Annotated in this window: 14 protein-coding genes; 10 read left to right on the forward strand and 4 right to left on the reverse strand. The window is 59.1% G+C overall.

The genetic code is table 11. The annotated features are described in order from the left end of the window. Nucleotides 1–112 precede the first annotated feature (112 nt). Complete coding sequence (locus HNQ99_RS08355) at nt 113–955, forward strand: phasin family protein (RefSeq protein ID WP_184475178.1); 843 nt, start codon at nt 113–115, stop codon at nt 953–955. 167 nt (nt 956–1,122) lie between these two features. Further along, nucleotides 1,123–1,446 carry an ATP-dependent Clp protease adapter ClpS gene (gene clpS / locus HNQ99_RS08360; RefSeq protein ID WP_246414802.1) on the forward strand — a complete coding sequence of 108 codons (324 nt, stop codon included), beginning with the start codon at nt 1,123–1,125 and terminating at the stop codon, nt 1,444–1,446. Between the two features lie 39 nt (nt 1,447–1,485). Here clpS and HNQ99_RS08365 read toward each other — a convergent pair whose 3' ends face one another. From HNQ99_RS08365 to galE, 3 genes are all read right to left on the reverse strand, one after another. Further along, a complete protein-coding gene (locus tag HNQ99_RS08365; RefSeq protein WP_184475180.1) occupies nt 1,486–2,106 on the reverse strand; it encodes an HAD family hydrolase in 621 nt (206 codons plus the stop codon). Nucleotides 2,107–2,111: 5 nt separating this feature from the next. Further along, the gene (gene ykgO, locus HNQ99_RS08370) at nt 2,112–2,237 is read right to left on the reverse strand and encodes a type B 50S ribosomal protein L36 (protein WP_003046794.1); all 126 of its coding nucleotides are present in this window, start codon (nt 2,235–2,237) and stop codon (nt 2,112–2,114) included. Between the two features lie 72 nt (nt 2,238–2,309). Continuing rightward, nucleotides 2,310–3,317 (reverse strand): UDP-glucose 4-epimerase GalE, encoded by a 1,008-nt coding sequence (gene galE, locus HNQ99_RS08375; RefSeq protein ID WP_184475181.1) that lies wholly within the window; start codon nt 3,315–3,317, stop codon nt 2,310–2,312. A 141-nt stretch (nt 3,318–3,458) separates the two neighbouring features. Here galE and HNQ99_RS08380 point away from each other — a divergent pair, with 141 nt between their 5' ends. The 3 genes from HNQ99_RS08380 to gpmA all read left to right on the forward strand — a co-directional run bounded on the left by HNQ99_RS08380 (nt 3,459) and on the right by gpmA (nt 5,908). Next, nucleotides 3,459–4,043: a DUF4136 domain-containing protein gene (locus tag HNQ99_RS08380; protein WP_184475182.1), complete on the forward strand. Its 585-nt coding sequence runs from the start codon at nt 3,459–3,461 to the stop codon at nt 4,041–4,043. Further along, nucleotides 4,040–5,158: a M14 family metallopeptidase gene (locus tag HNQ99_RS08385; RefSeq protein WP_184475183.1), complete on the forward strand. Its 1,119-nt coding sequence runs from the start codon at nt 4,040–4,042 to the stop codon at nt 5,156–5,158. The genes HNQ99_RS08380 and HNQ99_RS08385 overlap by 4 nt, the downstream gene beginning before the upstream one ends. A 63-nt stretch (nt 5,159–5,221) precedes the next feature. Continuing rightward, nucleotides 5,222–5,908: a 2,3-diphosphoglycerate-dependent phosphoglycerate mutase gene (gene gpmA, locus HNQ99_RS08390; protein ID WP_184475184.1), complete on the forward strand. Its 687-nt coding sequence runs from the start codon at nt 5,222–5,224 to the stop codon at nt 5,906–5,908. A gap of 27 nt (nt 5,909–5,935) precedes the next feature. Here gpmA and HNQ99_RS08395 read toward each other — a convergent pair whose 3' ends face one another. Further along, on the reverse strand, nt 5,936–6,553 hold the full coding sequence (locus HNQ99_RS08395; RefSeq protein WP_184475185.1) for a GGDEF domain-containing protein: 618 nt from the start codon (nt 6,551–6,553) through the stop codon (nt 5,936–5,938). Nucleotides 6,554–6,740: 187 nt separating this feature from the next. Between HNQ99_RS08395 and purE the strand changes: the two genes are divergently transcribed. The 5 genes from purE (at nt 6,741) to ileS (ending at nt 12,945) form a co-directional block, all read left to right on the forward strand. Continuing rightward, nucleotides 6,741–7,229, forward strand: coding sequence for a 5-(carboxyamino)imidazole ribonucleotide mutase (gene purE, locus HNQ99_RS08400; RefSeq protein ID WP_184475186.1), 489 nt, complete (start codon nt 6,741–6,743; stop codon nt 7,227–7,229). Next, nucleotides 7,226–8,296 carry a 5-(carboxyamino)imidazole ribonucleotide synthase gene (locus HNQ99_RS08405; RefSeq protein WP_184475187.1) on the forward strand — a complete coding sequence of 357 codons (1,071 nt, stop codon included), beginning with the start codon at nt 7,226–7,228 and terminating at the stop codon, nt 8,294–8,296. Before purE ends, HNQ99_RS08405 begins: the two co-directional genes overlap by 4 nt. A gap of 135 nt (nt 8,297–8,431) precedes the next feature. Then, nucleotides 8,432–8,923 (forward strand): dihydrofolate reductase, encoded by a 492-nt coding sequence (locus tag HNQ99_RS08410; RefSeq protein ID WP_184475188.1) that lies wholly within the window; start codon nt 8,432–8,434, stop codon nt 8,921–8,923. A 32-nt stretch (nt 8,924–8,955) separates the two neighbouring features. Further along, nucleotides 8,956–9,894: a bifunctional riboflavin kinase/FAD synthetase gene (locus tag HNQ99_RS08415; RefSeq protein ID WP_184475189.1), complete on the forward strand. Its 939-nt coding sequence runs from the start codon at nt 8,956–8,958 to the stop codon at nt 9,892–9,894. Between the two features lie 120 nt (nt 9,895–10,014). Continuing rightward, nucleotides 10,015–12,945, forward strand: coding sequence for an isoleucine--tRNA ligase (ileS, locus tag HNQ99_RS08420; protein ID WP_184475190.1), 2,931 nt, complete (start codon nt 10,015–10,017; stop codon nt 12,943–12,945). Nucleotides 12,946–13,029 lie beyond the last annotated feature (84 nt).

Here is a 13,029-nt window from a genome sequence, read left to right on the forward strand (position 1 = left end):
TCCGGCAAATCCGGCACCAAATCTATGCCTGTTGCGTTGCACAAAATAAGACTTGCAATTGCCGAGCGAATCCCTTATTGTGCACTGCAGCAAGAATGAAAGGGAAGCTTCGATGGCCGAAACACCGCCAAAGTCCCCACCGAAGAAGACCACTCTGGAAAAGAAAGCCGTGGAGAGGCCCAGGGCTGCACCACAGGAAACAAAGGCAGCTATCCCACAGCCGGCTCCGAAGGCCGCGAGCAGCAAGCCCGACCTTCCCGCGCCAACCGCGCCAAAGGAAGTGGTTGCGCCGCCGCCGGCGCCTGAGCCGCTCAAAGAGATCACCGCAGCCGAGCCGGTCATTGAAGCCGTCAAAGCCGCACCAAAGGCGGTCGAGGCCGCAGCGGAAGGGGTTAAGGCAACCCCGGAAGCTGCCGTCGAACCCCAGAAGAAAGAGCCGGAGGCAATAGTCGACTTCATTCCGGCAGCAGCAGCAGAAGAAGGAACAACTATAATGACCGAAGCTATTGAGACCACCAAGAAAGTTGCCGCCGATGCCAAGGAAAAATTCCAGGCCATTTTCGGTGATTTCAACGAAAAGACCAAGGCCACTGTCGAGAAGAGCGGCAAGATCGTTGAAGAAGTGAACGAAATCACCAAGGGCAATGTCGAAGCGCTGGTCGAATCGAGCAAGATTGCGGTCAAGGGCGCCGAGGCTTTCGGTCAGGAAGCTGCTGAGTACGGCCGCAAGAGCTTCGAGAAGGCAACGGCCACGATCAAGAACTTTGCATCGGTAAAGTCGCCGACCGAATTCTTCCAATTGCAGAGCGAATTCTTTTCGAGCGCATTCGACAGCTTCGCATCCGAAGCATCGAAGAACAGCGAAGCGGTACTGAAGCTTGCTGGCGATGTGGTTCAGCCGATTTCCACTCGCGTCGCGGTGATAACGGAGAAGGTGAAGAACCTTTCCGCCTGACATCCGTCAAGCTGAAACAGGAACGGCCGCGCCAAATAGCGCGGCCGTTTTTTGTCGGCAGAATTTGCATGCCAAACGCCAGAGCCCCCTTGCTCTCCGGCGCATCCATGCCATATCTTGCGGGACGCATGCATCAAATTAGCGACATATCTTTTGGCCCCGTCAGGATGGCGAATCGGAAGGGCGACGACGACGGCAGCAATCTGGGGGTAGCGACCCGGACGCGCACGCGTACCAAAAAGCCTGCGCCCTATAAGGTCCTGATGCTGAACGACGATTATACGCCGATGGAATTCGTTGTTTTGGTTCTTCAGCGCTTTTTCAAGATGGATATGGAGGAGGCGACGCGCGTCATGCTCCACGTTCATCAGCGCGGCGTCGGCATCTGCGGGATCTTCAGCTATGAAGTCGCCGAGACCAAGGTCAATCAAGTGATGGATTTCGCCAGGGAGAATCAGCATCCCCTCCAATGCACGCTGGAGAAAGCGTAGAGCCTTAACCCGAAGTCGCCACGCTTCCTGAGGCAGCGATCAAAGCTCAGATAAAACCCCGAGCGCGATCAATTCTCTTCGTAATGTGGGTGCGTCGCGAAAAACATGGCCGCGCATTCCCACGGCTTCGGCACCCTCCACATTGTCCGCCCGATCATCAACGAACAATGCGCATGGGGCGGCAATTCCGAAACGGTCGAGCGCCAGGCGGTAAATAGCAGGGTCCGGCTTTATCAATCCGACTTGGCCGGATACCAGCACGTCCCTGAAATAGTGGAACATGTCAGCCTCCTTCTCATGAAATGAAGGCCAAAATTCGTGGCTGAAGTTCGTTATGGCGAACAGCGGTACATCCGCGCCGGACAAATCGACCATCAACTGTTCCATGCCGCCAATCCGGTTGCCGATGCTGTCGTTGAACCGAGGCCCCCAGGCGCGAATCAGTTCAGCATGCTCGGGATAGCGCGCGGCCAACTCTGCGCTGGTTTCAGCGAAAGGCCGTCCCGCATCATGTTGCAAATGCCACTCAATCGTAACGACGTCGCGCAGAAATGCTTCGAGCGCCTGTTCGTCATCGATCAGGCGCTCGTAAAGGAACCGGGGGTCCCAATCGTAAAGAACATTGCCGACGTCGAAGATGACGGCGGAAATGTCCGGCACGCGGCTTAGCCCTGGCGGGCCTTGAACCGGCGATTGGTCTTGTTGATTACATAGGTGCGGCCGCGACGACGGATCACGCGGTTGTCGCGATGACGGTCCTTGAGCGACTTCAAACTATTGCGGATCTTCATGTCGAAACGCTTCCGATTAATATGTTGTGCGAGAAATTGAAGGCCGCCACCTATGGGGGAAGCGGCAGAAAGTCAAGCGTCTGCCCGTATTTCACTCAACTTCCGTTCCCAAGCCAGAGCATGGGCGACGATCAGATCGAGATCAGCGAATTCGGGACGCCATGGGAACCGCTCCATGATGGCGCGATTGTCCGAAATGAGCGAATCGGGATCGCCGGGACGACGGCCTTCGAAGCGGCGCTCAATCCTTTTACCACTGACGCGATCTACGGCATCGAGCACTTCCAGCACTGAAAAGCCCCGTCCATATCCACAGTTGAGAATATGGTTGGCGGCGGGGTCGGCCATCAACGCCTCCAGCGCCAGAACATGCGCGCGCGCCAGATCCGAAACATGAATATAGTCGCGCACGCCAGTGCCATCAGGCGTGCCATAGTCAGTGCCAAAGACGCTGACATGACCGCGCTTTCCCAAAGCCGCCTCCACCGCGACCTTGATGAGATGCGTAGCGCCTGCCGTCGACTGACCAGTACGGCATTGCGGATCGGCCCCCGCAACGTTGAAATAGCGCAGCGCGCAATAGTTCAGGTTATGCGCTTTCGACACATCGTCCAGCATGATCTCTGTCATCAGCTTCGACATGCCATAGGGGTTGATTGGGCGTTTGGGCGCATTCTCCCCCACCGGACTTTCCTCCGGCACTCCATAGGTTGCGGCCGTGGACGAAAAGATAAAATGCCCGATGCCCGCGCGCACCGCACTTTCAATGAGCGAACGGCTTTTGGCACTGTTATTGTCATAATATTTGAGCGGGTTCTCGACCGATTCCGGGACGATGATCGAGCCCGCAAAGTGCATGATCGCCTTGACGCCCTGCTCGGCGATGATCTCCTGAACAAGGTGATGATCCGCGATGTCCCCTTCATAAAAATCGACGTTTTCCGGTACGGCGCGGCGGAAACCAGTGGTGAGATTGTCGATCACCGCTACCCGATAGCCGGCGTCCCTAAGCGCGAGGACGGCATGGCTGCCGATATAACCGGCGCCCCCGGTAACCAGGACTGCGGGCTTTTCGCTCATGAGAACTCCCTGAAAAATTTGGCTGTGCCCGGTTTCATATCGGTTGCATCAACGCAATGGAATCCCTCATTCAGGCTGCGTGCAGCAAGACCATGTGTTATGCGTTTAAGACAAGATGATAAATGTCGGAAAGGAATAGCGATGAACAAGCGGATCGCTGCGCTGCTGGTTCCGATGACGCTGGCGGGTTGTCAGACTGCCGTCGCGCCAGTGGAGGTCACTCGTTTTCATATGGGCGACCAGACCGGCCGGGGCTCCGTCGCGGTGGAGCCGATGACCCTTTCTGATGACTCCAGCATTGAGTACCGAACCTATGCGGCCGCCGTCGCACAGGAACTTCAGCGGATCGGCTTTGCCGAACAAACCGGTGCGAACAGCCAATATGTCGCAAGCGTGAACTATATGCGCGGCGTGCGCGATACGTTGGGCGGTGGCCGCTCGCCCGTCAGCGTAGGCGTGGGCGGAGCAACCGGAAGCTATGGGAGCGGCGTAGGGCTGGGTGTGGGCATCAACCTGTCCGGACCGCCCAAGCCCCTCGTGACCACCCAGCTAAATGTGCAGATCAGGCGCCGCTCTGACCGTAGCGTGATATGGGAGGGCCGCGCGGTCACCGAGGCTAAGGAAGGATCTCCCGCCGCGCAACCCGGCATGGCGGCTTCGAAACTTGCCGAAGCGCTGTTCAAGGACTTTCCGGGCGTGTCGGGACAGACTATCAAGGTCAAATGACCCTTTCGATCAGCAGCTCCTTTGACGCCGGCAATATTCGCGTCCTCAACATCAGCGGTAACCGCGCGGACCTTGAAATCATCAAGGACCAGGACAGCGAGTTTCACCAATGGTTCTACTTCCGCCTCTCTGGCGCCGCTGGCGAGGACATAGAACTCCGCATCGTCAACTGCGCCAGCGCGGCTTATCCGGACGGCTGGCCCGGCTATAAGGCGCGGGTAAGCGAGGATCGGGAGAATTGGTGGCTTGCCGATACCAGCTATGCAGACGGGGTGCTCACCATACGCGTTTCGCCCGACAGCAATGCGATGTGGGTCGCCTATTTCGCACCCTTTTCCATGGAGCGGCATCATGACCTGATCGCTTATGCCGCAAATCAGCCGGGCGTTACCCAGCGGCAATTGGGGTTGACGCTGGACGGGCAGCCGCTGGACCTGCTGAGCGTGGGCGAAGGGCCCAAGCAGGTGTGGTTGTACGCCCGCCAGCATCCCGGTGAAACCATGGCCGAATGGTGGATGGAGGGCGCGATCGAGCGCCTCACCGACATGGAGGACAGTGTGGCCCGCCTGCTGCGGAAAAAGGCGACCTTCCACATTGTTCCGAACATGAACCCGGACGGCAGCAGGCGGGGCCATTTGCGCACGAATGCGAAGGGCGTGAACCTCAACCGCGAATGGCATAATCCCAACATGGAGCGGAGCCCCGAAGTATTTCTGGTCCGCGCCGCCATGGACGAGACCGGCGTCGACTTCGCAATGGACGTCCATGGGGATGAAGCGATTCCCGCTGTGTTCATCGCCGGGTTTGAAGGGATTCCCTCGCTCCGTGAGGACCGGCTGGCTCTATACCACCGCTATCGCGATATTCTTTCCGCCCGCACGCCCGATTTCCAGACCCGCATCGGTTACCCGTCCGCCCCTCCAGGCAAGGCAAATCTCTCCATGTCCACCGCCCAGTTGGCCGAGCGCTATGGGGCCGTGTCGATGACGCTGGAGATGCCGTTCAAGGACAATGATGGTCTGCCGGACCCCGATTTCGGCTGGTCACCCGCCCGGTCCGCGCAATTGGGCAAGGACTGCCTGGCGGCGTTGGCAGAGATGATCGACAGCATTTAGCTGCAAGTTGCATGGGGAAATTTTAACGCTAAGGAGAAGGCCGCGCCAGATACGGAGATTCACATGCCCACGCTCGTCCTCATTCGTCATGGTCAGTCCGCATGGAATCTGGAGAACCGCTTTACCGGCTGGTGGGATGTGGACGTGACCGAAAAAGGCGCGGAGGAAGCACGTGCGGCAGGCAAGCTGATGGCGCAAAAGGACCTGGATTTCGATTGCTGCTTCACCTCTGTCCAAACGCGCGCGATCAAGACGTTGAACCTCGCGTTGGAAGAAATGGGGCGGCTCTGGTTGCCGGTAGAAAAGGATTGGCGCCTGAACGAGCGCCATTATGGGGGGCTGACCGGCCTCAACAAGGCGGAGACCGCAGCCAAGCATGGCGACGAACAAGTTCACATCTGGCGCCGCAGTTTCGACATTCCGCCGCCGCCCCTGGATGAAGACAGCGAATTCGATCTCAGCCACGACCGACGCTATGCCGGCATCGCCATCCCCAATACGGAAAGCCTGAAAGATACCATAGCCCGTGTGCTCCCCTATTGGGAAAGCCGCATCGCGCCGGAGCTGAAGGCCGGCAAACGCGTGCTGATCTCCGCCCATGGCAATTCACTACGCGCGCTGGTGAAACATCTGTCGGGAATTTCGGACGCCGAGATCACCGGACTGGAAATACCGACGGGGCAACCGATTGTATATCAACTGAACGGCGATTTGCGCGAAGTTGAGCGTTACTATTTGTCGGAGCGATAGGGACGGCCCAAAGCCCGCGGGAGTTGATCAGGCCGCTCGTTGCTTTCGCGACTTACGCTTGTTGGCGTACATGTCAGCATCGGCGCGAGCGACAAGGGCTTCGTCCGTATCACTTTCCAGCATGACCGCCATTCCGAATGACGCGCCCAGCGTCAGCTTCGCGCAATTGAATTCGCAAGGAGTCTGCGCAATCGCCGTCTGCAGATCGGCGAGTTTGGCCACCGCTTCTTCCTTGCTCAGTTCCTCCAGGACAAGCGCGAATTCGTCGCCACCAATGCGGGCTACGATATCGGTCGCGCGCACGTTGGCGGACAAAAGCCCGGCGATGTGGATCAAGGCATAATCGCCCGCACAGTGTCCATGGGTGTCGTTGATCGATTTCAGGCCGTCCACGTCCATGAACACCAATATGGAGCGCGTACCATAGCGACCCAGCCGCTTCAGCCGATCGTTGATCGCATTGATCAAATAGCGGCGGTTATAAAGTGGAGTTAGCGTATCGCGCTCCACTACTCGCTCAAGTTCGCTGTTTGCGATGCGAAGCGACAGTAGCTCACGCCTTAGCACGGCCAGCTGCGCTTCAAGATCACGAATGCGTTCCGCGTCTCCCGACGGAGCGCGATTTTCTATTTTCAGGCTCTGCACGACCATCCCCAATTGGAGCTAAACCTCCATACCCCGACTTGGTTAATTTATTTCTAGCGCGCCCGGTCAACAAGCAATATTTGCCAAGCCCCGCCTTAGCTAGGCGATAACCCATTGCCCCTGCGGTTTTGCAAGGTTAAGAGCCATCGCTTCTTTCCTACGCACAAGCGACGACACCAGGAGCGACATGACGCAGGCAAAACCGCTGGTCGGCATAATAATGGGTAGCCGATCCGATTGGGAAACCATGTCCAATGCCGCCGACATGCTGGCGGCGCTGGGCGTGCCGCATGAATGCAAGGTTGTGTCAGCGCACCGCACGCCAGAACGGCTCTATGATTATGCCCGGGGTGCTGCGGCACGCGGCCTGAAGGTCATTATCGCCGGCGCGGGCGGCGCGGCGCACTTGCCGGGCATGACCGCATCGATGACGCGCCTGCCGGTGCTGGGTGTGCCTGTGGAATCCAAGGCTCTTAAGGGAATGGACAGCCTGCTTTCCATTGTGCAGATGCCGGGCGGCATTCCGGTCGGCACGCTGGCGATCGGTAAGCCCGGGGCGATCAATGCCGGCCTGATGGCGGCGGCGATCCTGGCGACAAATGATGACGCCCTCGCCACGCGACTGGACGAGTGGCGGGCAAAGCAGACCGCAGACGTAGCGTCAGAACCCGAATGACGGCCCTCCCCTCCCGCTCCACCATCGGCATATTGGGCGGAGGCCAGTTAGGCCGGATGCTGGCCATGGCGGCGGCGCAGCTTGGTTATCGCTGCCATATCTACGCGCCGGAAAAAACCAGTATTGCAGCTGAGGTTGCGGCGGAATGGACGCGCGGAGACTATGACGATATTGCCGCCCTCCGGAAGTTCGCGGCCTCGGTGGACGTCGTCACCTATGAGTTTGAGAATATCCATCACGCACCGCTCGTAGCGCTGAGCGAGGAGGCAATCCTTCGTCCATCCGTGCAGGCGCTAGAGATCGCGCAGGATAGGAAGGCAGAGAAAAGCTTTGTCGGTTCGCTGGGCGGACGCACTGCCCCCTGGGCGAGCGTCAATAGCCGGGACGAACTGGACGCGGCACTCTCTAAGATCGGAGCGCCGGCGATCCTGAAAACCCGGCGGCTGGGCTATGACGGCAAGGGTCAGGCGCGGATCAGGAAATCTGAGGACGCGGACGCTGCCTGGAAAACCATATCCGGGCAGCCTGCGATCATGGAGGGCTTTGTCCGTTTCGACCGGGAATTCTCAGTCATTCTTGCCCGCGCCGCGGACGGGGGGGTGCATTATTGGGATTGCCCGGATAACGAGCATGACCATGGCATCCTTGCGCTCTCCACCGTTCCAGCAGGCCCGACAGTCGCCGCACAGGCGCAGGAGGCAATGGCGTTGGCGCGCAAGGTGGCTGACGCGCTGGATTATGTCGGCGTGCTGACGCTGGAGTTTTTCGCGGGAGAAGATGGCCCGGTCTTCAACGAAATGGCCCCGCGCGTGCACAATAGCGGTCACTGGACTATCGAAGGCGCAATCACTAGCCAGTTCGAAAATCACATTCGCGCCATTTGTGGTTTGCCGTTGGGTGAAACCAGCCTTGCCGCGACGAGGGTCGAAATGCGCAACTTGATCGGAAATGACGTGGAGGATGCCGAAAAAATCCTCGCCGACCCTTCAAATCATTTGCACCTTTATGGCAAGGGTGAGGGACGGCCAGGACGGAAGATGGGACATGTGACCCGTTTGTTCTTGTGAGACTGTAGTGCTCCTGTGAAAGCAGGAGCCCAGAAGGCACAAGCGCCGCGCCAAGACATTCTGTGCTCCTGCTTTCGCAGGAGTACAATCACGTGAAAGCTTGGATACAGGAAGGACAAGAAGAGCATAATGCCAATGAACCGCCCCGAAATTGTCCTTCTCCTTGCTCGCGCCGATAATGGCGTCATCGGCTGCAATGGAAGGCTTCCCTGGCACCTGCCGGCCGATCTGCGCCGTTTCAAGATGCTGACGCAAGGCACGCCGATGATCATGGGCCGCAAAACCTTCGACAGCTTGCCAGGCCTTCTCAACGGACGCCGCCATATTGTGCTCACTCGCGATCCCGAATGGGAAGAGGAAGGCGTGGAGGTGGTGCACAATATGGATGACGCCATTGCTCACGCCAATGCACCCCATATCTCCGTCATCGGAGGCGCTGATATCTTCTCGCTGTTCCTTCCCAGGGCGGACCGCATCGAACTGACGGAGGTTCATGCCGCCCCCGAGGGAGATGTCGTCATTGCGGGTTTCGACCGGCGTGAATGGAAAGAAATAGGGCGGGAAGATCATGAGCCGGAGGGGGGGCGGCCCGGTTACAGTTTCGTCACCCTACGCCGCACGGATTGAACGGGCGTGCGGAACACCCTATAGGCCGGGGAATGGAGCGGCTGGACAGCGGCTCGGCAGTGCCGCCGCACCTACGCGGGGCGATTGTCGCGCTGGGTAATTTCGACGGTTTTCACCTTGGTCATCAGGCCGTGGCCGGGCGCGCCATTGATTGGGCGCGTTCCGAGGGCCGGCCGGCTATCATCGCGACCTTTGACCCTCACCCGGTCCGTCATTTCTTTCCCGATCTGCCGCCCTTTCGCCTTACCACGCTGGAACAGCGGCAGAGGCTGTTCATTGCCGCCGGGGCAGATGCGATGCTGGTCTTTCACTTTGATGACCGGCTGGCAGGAACGACCGCAGAGGCTTTTGTCCGGGCATTAATCGAAGATTATGGCGCCGCAGCCGTGGTGACCGGAATGGATTTCACCTTTGGCAAGGGCCGCAGTGGCAATATCGATCTCCTGATGCGTGAGGGCGCCAAGTTGGGCCTGCGCACAGAGTCGGTGGCTCCAGTGGCGTTGGATGGCGAAATCGTCTCATCCAGCCGGATCCGCGACGCACTGCAGGCAGGCGATTGCGATGAAGCGGCCCGGCTCATGACCCGGCCTTTTGCTGTCGAAGGCGTGGTCCAGCATGGCGACAAAGTGGGGAGCGATATTGGCTATCCGACCGCCAATATCGACATGGGCAAATATCTGCGCCCTGCTTATGGGGTTTACGCGGTGCGCGGACGGCTGCCGGATGGGCGGGTGCTGGACGGCGTGGCAAATCTTGGCATCCGGCCGATGTTCCAACCGCCCAAGGAATTGCTGGAACCCTATTTCTTCGATTTTGGCGAGAATCTCTACGGACAGATGGTCGAGATAGAGTTCATCCACTTCCTGCGTCCGGAAGCCACATTCGCCAGCATGGAAGACCTCACCGCCCAGATTGCCCGCGATTGCGACGATGCGCGGCGAATCCTTGCAGCAACGCCCCGCCTGCCCTAAGGCCGTGCCTTATTTCCCCGCTCCCGTTCGTTCCGAACGAAGTCGAGGGACGTTGGTGGAGCGCCAGCGTGCCTCGACTGCGCTGGACACGAACGCAGTGTAAAGCAAGAATTCGAGCCCATGACCGACGCACCAAGCCAAAAAGACACGGATTATAAAGACACCGTGTTCCTGCCCGTCACCGACTTTCCGATGAAGGCCGGGCTTGCGCAGAAGGAACCGGCGATTGCCGATCGCTGGGCGAAGATCGGCGTCTATGGGCGACTGCGCGAGACACGGAAAGGCCGTGAGCGCTTCATCCTGCACGATGGCCCGCCCTACGCCAATGGCGACATCCACATGGGCCATGCGATGAACAAGGTGCTGAAGGACATCATCGTCCGCAGCCAGTCACTGCTCGGCAAGGATGCGCCCTATGTCCCCGGCTGGGACTGCCACGGTCTCCCCATCGAATGGAAGATCGAGGAGGAGTACCGCAAGAAGAAGCAGAACAAAGACGAGGTCCCCCCACAGGAATTCCGCGCGCAGTGCCGCGCCTATGCCGACAATTGGGTGGGCGTGCAGAAGGAGCAGTTCCAGCGCCTTGGCGTCATGGGCGATTGGGACGATCCCTATCTCACGATGAAGTTTGAGGCGGAGGCGGCGATTGTCGCTGAGCTGCTGAAATTCGCGGAAAGCGGTCAGTTGTACCGTGGCGCGAAGCCGGTGATGTGGTCCCCGGTGGAGAAGACTGCGCTTGCCGAGGCTGAGGTCGAGTATGAGGATGTAACCTCGACCCAGATCGACGTGGCGTTCGAGATTGTCGAAGCGCCGAACGCGCCGGAACTGGTGGGCGCGCATGCGGTCATCTGGACGACCACCCCTTGGACGATCCCTGTGAACCAGGGCATCGCTTATGGGGAGGATATCCGATACGTACTAGCGACAGGCTATCCCAAGTTCGTCAAAGCTCTAGCGCCGGGTGAGCTAACTCCGATGATGCAGGAGTACGGACCAGTATTGGTTGCAAAAGAACTTTTGTCCGCTCTCGAAGCTCGAACGACTAACATCCATTGGGAAGTCGACGAAGAATTCAGCGGCTCCCAACTCACCGGAGCGGTCGCCCGCCACCCTATGCACCATTTCGGCGGCTTCTTCGCGAAGCCCCGCCCCTTCATCGCTGCCGAGCATGTCACCACCGACGCCGGTACGGGCCTTGTCCATATGGCCCCGGACCATGGCGAGGAGGATTTCATCGCGTGCAAGGAAGTCGGAATAGCACCGGTCTTTGCCGTCGAGGACGATGGCTATTATCGTGCCGATTGGCCGTGGCTGCCGAGAACCGACGAGCGAGCCAAGATCGTCATCAACGAGAAGTTCAATGGCCCGGACGGCCCAATCTGTTCGGACTTGCGCGATGCTGGCGCTCTTCTGTCCGCCAGTCCGTTTCCGCACAGCTATCCCCATAGCTGGCGGTCGAAGGCGCGGATCATCTACCGCTGCACCCCGCAATGGTTCATCCCGATGGACCGGCCAATTACTGATAGCGCCACGCCCCGCTGTGTCGAAGAAGAGCACATCATGGCGGCGCAGGGCAATGGCGCGACCCTGCGCAACATCGCCCTTAACGCCATCGAAAATACACGCTGGGTACCAGAGCGCTCAACCAACCGCATTCGGTCTATGGTCGAAGGCCGCCCCGACTGGGTGATCAGCCGCCAGCGCGCCTGGGGTGTGCCCATTGCGCTCTATGTGCATAAGCAATCAGGCGAATATCTGAACGACCCGGCCGTTAACGTCCGCATCATCGAGGCGTTCAAGGCGGGCGGCGCAGATGCCTGGTTCGGCGCTGACCATCAGGCGTTGCTTGGGAATGATCACAAGCTCGACGAATATGAGGTCGTGAACGACATTCTCGATGTCTGGTTCGACAGTGGCTCGACCCACAGCTTCGTGGTCGAGGCGCGCTATGGCAAGGGGGTGCGCGCCAGCCTTTACCTTGAGGGCTCTGACCAGCATCGCGGCTGGTTCCAATCCTCGCTGCTCGAAAGCTGCGGCACGCGTGGTCGCGCGCCTTATGACGCCGTGCTGACCCACGGCTTCGCGCTCGATCAGCAGGGTCGAAAAATGTCCAAGTCGCTGGGTAATGTCGTCGATCCGCTAAAGATCATCGGCGAAAGCGGCGCGGATATATTGCGTATGTGGGTGGCGAGCACCGACTATTTCGACGATGTCCGCATCGGCAAGGAGGTCCTCGCCGGATCGTCCGACGCCTATCGCAAGCTGCGCAACAGTTTCCGCTACATGCTGGGGGCGCTTAGCGATTTCGATGAGAGCGAGAAGGTGCCGGTCGGCGAGATGCCGGAGCTGGAGCGCTATATCCTGCATCGCCTGGCAGAGCTGGACGCGGAGCTGCGCGCGGCGACCGACGGCTTCACCTTTGGCCGCTATATGCGCGCGCTCACCACCTTCGCGCAGGACGATCTGTCGGCCTTCTTCTTCGACATCCGCAAGGACTGCCTCTATTGCGACGCGAAGACCGACCTTAAGCGCCGCGCCTATCGCACGGTGCTCGACACGCTGTTCCATGCGCTCGTCCGCTATGCCGCACCGATCATTCCGTTCACGGCCGAAGAGGTATGGCAAAGCCGCTTCCCGAGCGAGGACGGCAGCGTACACTTCCTGGAATGGCCGGAGGTGGATGCGGGATGGGCAGATGACGAGCTATCCCGAAAGTGGAGCCACTTACGCGAACTGAGGGGTCATGTGACTGAAGCCATAGAGCCTTTGCGGCGTGAAAAGGTGATCAGGTCGAGTTTGGAAGCTGAGGTAAGCGTCTTGGTAAAAGATCCTCTCCTCGCAGAACGAGCAGCATCTACGGATTTTGCCGAGATTTGCATTACGGCGGCTGCGACGGTCTCAGGCATCGCCGATGATAATATCGATGAATTACGCCTCATTTCCGTTACACCCTCTGAATATCACAAATGCGGCCGCTGCTGGCGTCTGCTTCCTGAAGTGACGGAAGACGACACCCTCTGCGGACGCTGCGAGGATGTGGTGAAGGGATGAACCTTATCCTTCGTCATTCCCGAGCCGGCAGGCGGGAATGACGAAAAACGAATTCATAACAAGGACAGGTCGAGGAATTAAGGG

The organism is Rhizorhapis suberifaciens (assembly GCF_014200045.1).
In the GTDB taxonomy this organism is placed as follows: domain Bacteria; phylum Pseudomonadota; class Alphaproteobacteria; order Sphingomonadales; family Sphingomonadaceae; genus Rhizorhapis; species Rhizorhapis suberifaciens.

What these genes read in the sequence shown, in the direction of transcription:
- galE (WP_184475181.1), bottom strand. Translation starts at nt 3,317, where the DNA reads ATGAGCGAAAAGCCCGCAGTCCTGGTTACCGGGGGCGCCGGTTATATC.
- purE (WP_184475186.1), top strand. Translation starts at nt 6,741, where the DNA reads ATGACGCAGGCAAAACCGCTGGTCGGCATAATAATGGGTAGCCGATCC.
- ileS (WP_184475190.1), top strand. Translation starts at nt 10,015, where the DNA reads ATGACCGACGCACCAAGCCAAAAAGACACGGATTATAAAGACACCGTG.
- HNQ99_RS08415 (WP_184475189.1), top strand. Translation starts at nt 8,956, where the DNA reads ATGGAGCGGCTGGACAGCGGCTCGGCAGTGCCGCCGCACCTACGCGGG.
- clpS (WP_246414802.1), top strand. Translation starts at nt 1,123, where the DNA reads ATGGCGAATCGGAAGGGCGACGACGACGGCAGCAATCTGGGGGTAGCG.
- HNQ99_RS08355 (WP_184475178.1), top strand. Translation starts at nt 113, where the DNA reads ATGGCCGAAACACCGCCAAAGTCCCCACCGAAGAAGACCACTCTGGAA.
- HNQ99_RS08410 (WP_184475188.1), top strand. Translation starts at nt 8,432, where the DNA reads ATGAACCGCCCCGAAATTGTCCTTCTCCTTGCTCGCGCCGATAATGGC.
- gpmA (WP_184475184.1), top strand. Translation starts at nt 5,222, where the DNA reads ATGCCCACGCTCGTCCTCATTCGTCATGGTCAGTCCGCATGGAATCTG.
- HNQ99_RS08385 (WP_184475183.1), top strand. Translation starts at nt 4,040, where the DNA reads ATGACCCTTTCGATCAGCAGCTCCTTTGACGCCGGCAATATTCGCGTC.
- HNQ99_RS08405 (WP_184475187.1), top strand. Translation starts at nt 7,226, where the DNA reads ATGACGGCCCTCCCCTCCCGCTCCACCATCGGCATATTGGGCGGAGGC.
- HNQ99_RS08380 (WP_184475182.1), top strand. Translation starts at nt 3,459, where the DNA reads ATGAACAAGCGGATCGCTGCGCTGCTGGTTCCGATGACGCTGGCGGGT.
- ykgO (WP_003046794.1), bottom strand. Translation starts at nt 2,237, where the DNA reads ATGAAGATCCGCAATAGTTTGAAGTCGCTCAAGGACCGTCATCGCGAC.